Annotated in this window: 3 protein-coding genes; 2 read left to right on the top strand and 1 reads right to left on the bottom strand. The window is 70.5% G+C overall.

What is annotated here, in order from left to right; genetic code table 11:
• The coding region (locus WA805_RS22350) for a hypothetical protein (protein WP_425243308.1) at positions 1 to 266 on the bottom strand (266 nt) is incomplete at its 3' end.
• 335 nt (positions 267 to 601) lie between these two features.
• Here WA805_RS22350 and WA805_RS22345 point away from each other — a divergent pair.
• The gene (locus tag WA805_RS22345) at positions 602 to 1,120 is read left to right on the top strand and encodes a GtrA family protein (RefSeq protein WP_422270616.1); all 519 of its coding nucleotides are present in this window, start codon (positions 602 to 604) and stop codon (positions 1,118 to 1,120) included.
• A 9-nt stretch (positions 1,121 to 1,129) separates the two neighbouring features.
• On the top strand, positions 1,130 to 2,473 hold the full coding sequence (locus WA805_RS22340; RefSeq protein WP_422289060.1) for an amidohydrolase family protein: 1,344 nt from the start codon (positions 1,130 to 1,132) through the stop codon (positions 2,471 to 2,473).
• Positions 2,474 to 2,554 lie beyond the last annotated feature (81 nt).

Raw genomic sequence — 2,554 nt, 5'->3', positions numbered from 1 at the left:
CTCAGCGTCACCGCGGGCAGCGGGCGGGCCAGCCGGCTGTGCGCGAGCACCCGGATGAGCCGCCCCATCAGCGCCTCGACGTGCCCGCCAGGGATCGGCGGCTCGGCGAGCTTAGGCGACGGAGGCGAACCCGGCGCCTGGGCCGGCGCCGCGGGCGGGACAACCGCAGGGGCAATCGTGGTTATCGTCCGCAGTTCCGCGGTGGCCGCCTGGGCAGATCGCTCGTCAGCGCTGTCGCGCTGCGGCGGGTCCACCATGACGGCCATTCATATCCTCCTGGCACGGATACACAGATGCACGGACACACGGACAGACATTCGCTCGAACACGTGTCACGGAATTCGCCAGACCCACCGTCGACCCCTAGCGATCATACTCCGTGAGCTTGCGAGAACGGCGCTGATAACTGCCAGCGCTACCCACGTAACGTCAACGCACACAACCACAAGCCCGCTTCCATCGGTGCTTCACGAGATCGTTTCGTCACCTACCCGACACCACCGTGTGACTGCTTTCACAAGTGCCACAGAGACTAACGCCCTGGCGCCCCGGCGCACACGCCGCCGCCCGGCATGGCGCCGGCGCACGGCACAATGGAACCGTGGCCCACCGAGCGCGGTTCGCCGCGGCAATGACGGCGGTCGCCCACAGGCTCCCGTTCGGGCTGTCCCGGGTGGTCGCGCCGAGCCTCCTCGGCTACCTGCTCATCAACCTGTGCACCTTCTTCCTCGACCTGTCGATTCTCGCCGTCGCGCACGGCGTCCTGCGCTGGCCGCTGCCGGTCGCGGTCACCGTGTCGTACGGGACCGCCTCGCTGACCAGCTACGCGGCGAACCGCGTGCTGAACTTCCGGTCGCGCGCCGCGGTCGGCGCCCAGCTGCCGCTCTTCGTGGCGGTCAGCGTGAGCAATTACCTGATCTTCGTGCTCGGGCTCACCGACCTGCTGGCCGCCGTCGGCGTCTACTTCGAGCTCGCCCGCGTCATCGCCGCGCTGTGCGAGGCCGCCTACCTGTACTGCATGATGCGCTGGGTCGTCTTCAGGGACAGCCCAGGTTCCGCAGACACGGCCGGCGACGTTGCCGAAGACGCGGCAACCCCGGAAATCAGCAGGCACAACTAAGCTGCGGCCATGACACCGAGCGCGTCCGTGCCGGACGGGAACGTCCTTATTCGCGGCGGTTACGTCCTGACGATGGATTCCGCCGGCGACATCCCCGGCGGTGACGTGCACGTCCGCGATGGCGAGATCGTCGCGATCGGCACCGGCCTCGACGCCCAGGGGGCGGACGTGATCGACGCGGCCGGCAAGATCGTGGCGCCCGGGCTCGTCGACACCCACTGGCACATGTGGAACACGCTGCTCCGCGGGCTGTCAGACGGCCGGCCTGACGGAGACGGCCGCGCCCGTTCGGGCTACTTCGTCACATGCGTCGCGCTGGGCAGGCATTTCCTCCCCGGAGACACCTACGCCGGGACGCGGCTCGCGTGCGCGGAGGCGATCGACGCCGGGATCACCACGGTGCACGACTGGGCGCACAACATCCGCGGGATCGACTGGGCCGAAGCCGGGCTGCGGGCGCTGTCGGAGTCCGGGCTGCGGGCGCGCTTTTCGTTCGGTTACGAAACCGGTCATCAGAACGACCGGTTGATGGCCCTGGACGATCTCGCCCGGGTCGCGTCGGCGTGGCCGGCCTACGGCGCGGGCGGCCGCATCCACCTCGGCATGGCCTGGCGGGGCACCGGCGGCAGCAACCCCGCCATGCGGGTGGCACCCGCGCTCTACCGCGAGGAGATCGAGACCGGGCGCGGCCTCGGGCTGCCGGTTTCGGTGCACGCGTGCGGGCCGCGGCACGCCGCGGGGCAGCTGACGACCTACGCCGCCGAGGGGCTGCTCGGCCCCGACCTGCAGGTCATCCACCTGAACAACGCCTCGGCCGAGGAGATCGCGCTGGCCGCGGAGCACCAGGCCCCGGCCAGCGTGTCCCCGTTCACCGAGCTGCAGATCGGCTACGGGCAGCCGGTCACCAGCGCACTGCTGGCGGCGGGCGTGCCGACCGGGCTGTCGGTCGACACCACGATGCTGTCCGGCAACGCCGACATGTTCGCCATCATGAAGGTGACGCAGGGCTGCGCCAACGCGCAGGCGTACGACGAGTTCGCGCTGACCGCGCGGGACGTGCTGCGGCTGGCGACGATCGAGGGCGCGCGGACCCTCGGGCTCGGCGCGGTGACCGGGTCGCTGGCGCCGGGCAAGCGCGCGGACATCATCGTCGTCTCCGTCGACGCCCCGAACCTCGGCGTGCTCACCGATCCCGCCCGGCTGCTCGTCACCGCGGCGCACCCCGGCAACGTCGAAACCGTGCTCGCCGACGGCCGGGTGCTGAAACGTGCCGGCGAGCTGACCAGCTACGATGTGGCAGAGGTGACGCGTTCGGCCCGCGACGCGCTGGCCGGCGTCCTCACCCGGGCGTAAGCCGCCGCTGGCTCGTTCGCCAATTGTCGGCTGTGCGCGGATGTGACACCGTACGATCAGGGCTGGCCTTCACCAGACCCC

It is taken from the genome of Trebonia sp. (assembly GCF_049794275.1).
Lineage (GTDB): Bacteria > Actinomycetota > Actinomycetes > Streptosporangiales > Streptosporangiaceae > Trebonia.
The sequence above is the reverse complement of the archived record's forward strand: the minus strand, read 5'-3'. Positions and strand labels throughout refer to the sequence as shown.

Excerpts from the sequence above, each read along its gene's own strand:
- WA805_RS22340 (WP_422289060.1), top strand. The coding sequence starts at position 1,130 with ATGACACCGAGCGCGTCCGTGCCGGACGGGAACGTCCTTATTCGCGGC.